Below are 851 nucleotides of genomic sequence, written 5' to 3'. Positions count from 1 at the left end.
GCCAGACGTTTCAGCGCACCGTGCACCATCACGTAAGCGCCGCAGTCGGAGGTGGCTTCGATCAAATCCTCAGCCGGTACGCACGCCAGGCCGCTCACTTCTGCCAGACGCTGCACGGCTAACTGTTGGTAACCGTCCGGTGTGTTCAACCGCGTGCCGATAGCGGTTGCGCCCAGATTCACTTCCAGCAGCAACTCGCCGGTGCGCAGCAGGTTTTTGTTTTCTTCGTAAAGCAGCACAGAGAATGCGTGGAATTCCTGACCCAGCGTCATCGGCACTGCATCCTGCAACTGGGTACGCCCCATCTTCAGGATGGTTTCAAATTCTTTGGCCTTGCGCTCGAAGCCGTCAGCCAACTGGGTGATGGCGTCTATCAGCGTCAGGATGGCACTGTACACCGCAATACGAAAGCCGGTGGGATAGGCGTCGTTGGTGGACTGGCACTTGTTCAGATGATCGTTAGGGTTGAGATACTGGTATTCACCTTTGTTATGGCCCATCAGCTCCAGACCAATGTTAGCCAGCACTTCGTTGGTGTTCATGTTCACCGAGGTGCCCGCTCCCCCCTGATACACATCAACCGGGAACTGATCCATGCATTTGCCGTTGTTCAGCACTTCATCGCAGGCACGGATAATAGTATCGGCAATCGCGCGGGGAATGGTTTTCAACTCGCGGTTTGCCAAGGCAGCGGCCTTTTTGACCATCACCATGCCACGCACGAATTCGGGAATATCGCTGATTTTGTGGTTGCTGATGTAAAAATTTTCAATTGCCCGCAGGGTATGAATGCCATAGTAGGCATCGGCGGGAACTTCACGGTTACCTAACAGGTCTTCTTCAATACGGAT

Annotated in this window: 1 protein-coding gene; it reads right to left on the bottom strand. The window is 54.2% G+C overall.

Features of this window, described 5'->3' with window-relative positions; genetic code table 11:
- Window positions 1-851 (bottom strand): lyase family protein (locus J5224_RS31330; RefSeq protein WP_264628898.1); only part of this gene is annotated, 851 nt, incomplete at both ends.

The sequence above is a fragment of the Candidatus Symbiopectobacterium sp. NZEC135 genome (assembly GCF_025962695.1).
This window is presented reverse-complemented; position numbering and strand designations above follow the sequence as displayed.